At 50.2% G+C, this 1,650-nt stretch carries 1 protein-coding gene and 1 pseudogene; both read right to left on the bottom strand.

Annotated features, from left to right (window positions below):
• A pseudogene (locus ACWA6V_RS21280) lies at positions 1–331 on the bottom strand (SPOR domain-containing protein); the annotation flags it as partial.
• A 44-nt stretch (positions 332–375) separates the two neighbouring features.
• Positions 376–1,650: bifunctional tetrahydrofolate synthase/dihydrofolate synthase (folC, locus tag ACWA6V_RS21275; protein ID WP_449524353.1), on the bottom strand; the 1,275-nt coding region annotated here is incomplete at its 5' end.

Here is a 1,650-nt window from a genome sequence, read left to right as displayed (position 1 = left end):
CAGCTACTGCAGTTTTAGAGGACGTCGATTGCGCTGATGATGATGCCACTACAGCAACACCCGCTTGTTCGGCAGGCGGAACCTGCTCGGGAGGAATTGCCTCAGCCTCATCAGGGACAAACATAGTTTCAGGCGCGGGCGCGGGCTCAATACCTTCAGGCCGCGTGGGTTCGTTGAAATCCACGGCGGTAATGCTGGGGCGGCCGGGAATATGGGAGCTGGTGTCTACCTGGTATTGTTGACGATCCTTAAAAAAGCTGGGCAAAAACAATACGGTAATCGCCGCCAGTACTGCTGCACCAATTAAACGATGTTTTACGGATTCTCTCACCTAAAACCTCTACACCAATAATATAGGATAAAAACGCAGCAGGATTATGCTGTCGTTACTGTGAGCGCTTGCAAACCAGCAGCTACCGTATAAAAAGACCCGAAAACAAGAATACGATCGCCGGGATCTGAATTATTGAAGGCCGCGTGCAAACAATCAGCAACGCTGCCGGAAAATTCTGCTTCTACATCCAAATCGACCAGATTCTGACGTAATTGTTCAACCGTCGCCGCGCGCGAAATAAATGATAAATCGGCGATATACCAGTTATTGATACGCCCTTTGAGATTTTCCAGACTTTGGGCGCGATCCTTATCTGCCATCATCGCTACTATGCCGTGTATTTTTGAACCCAGTGCCCCACCCTGCACTAAACGCTCGGCCAGATAGGCGGTCGCCGCAGGATTATGAGCAACATCGAGAATCACTTGTCGCTCGCGCCAATGCACTGTTTGAAAACGCCCGGGAACGCGCAGTGCGGCCAAGCGGGTAAATGCATCTATTGCCAGCAAATCCAAACCGAAAATACACGCAACTTGCAGTGCCGCCGCAAGACTGGGAAGTGGCAACTGGGGAAGAGTCTGCGAAGAAAATTGTACGTTGTTATTCCACCAATTCCAGGTGGAATCACCTACAACTGAATAACCAAAATCGCGCGAAATTAACTGGAGTGACGCGGAAAGATTTTGCGCATGATCCAGCAGCGATTGTGGGGGCGAAAAATCTGCACAGACCACGGGTTTGCCGGCACGCATAATGCCGGCTTTTTCATAGCCGATAGCTTCGCGGTTATCGCCCAACCAATCGATATGATCGAGCGCAATACTGGTAATCACCGCCACATCGGCATCGATAATATTGATTGCATCCAAACGCCCACCCAAACCCACTTCAAGCACCATCGCCATCACTTGTCGGCGCTGAAAAATTTCTAATGCCGCCAAGGTCCCGTACTCAAAATAAGTCAGGCTTATAGGTTCAGGATAATCCGCACAGGTTTGCTGGCATGCATTAAAGATGGCTGCAAAAGCAGAACAGATTTCTGCGTCGGCAACAGGGTTGCCATCAACCACTATGCGTTCGTTGTAATGAAGTAAATGCGGGGAAGTGTAAACACCAACTGAAAAACCAGCAGCACCGAGCAAGGCTGCCGTGGCAGTAACGCAAGAGCCTTTTCCATTGGTACCAGCGACAGTTACCACTTTTGCCGTTGGTTTTAAGCGCGCCATCCGCTGCGCAACACGCGTGATACGTTCAAGGCCGAGATCAATCTCGGTCGAATGCTTTTTTACCAACCAATCCAACCAACCCGATAGGAG

Source organism: Cellvibrio sp. (genome assembly GCF_053579595.1).
This window is presented reverse-complemented; position numbering and strand designations above follow the sequence as displayed.